Annotated in this window: 1 pseudogene; it reads left to right on the top strand. The window is 73.3% G+C overall.

Features of this window, described 5'->3' with window-relative positions:
* Positions 1–307 (top strand): annotated as a pseudogene (locus PUR56_RS14420) (hypothetical protein); the annotation flags it as partial.

Genomic DNA, 307 nt, shown 5'->3' with positions numbered 1-307 from the left:
TTCCTCGCCGGCACCGGCCTGATGTTCACCCAGGACTGGCGGCTCGCCCTGATCGCGCACGTCCCCGTGGTGCCGCTGTTCCTGCTCACCCGCCTCCCCATACCCAAACCCCACCCCCCCCCCCACACCCCCCACCAGCACCCCGGCATCGACCAGCACAACCCCACCCGCGAGACCAAGGCCCAGGTCGGCGCCACCCGCAGCGGGAAGACCACGCACACCGCCATCCTCCCCCGGCTGAACGAGGCCACCGGCGGCACCATCACCCTCGACGGCCGGGACAGCCGCGAGCACGACCGGACCCGGC

Source organism: Streptomyces sp. BE303, assembly GCF_036290945.1.
GTDB lineage: Bacteria > Actinomycetota > Actinomycetes > Streptomycetales > Streptomycetaceae > Kitasatospora.
Note: the sequence above shows the minus strand (reverse complement) of the source record. Positions and strands in the feature narration are given on the sequence as shown.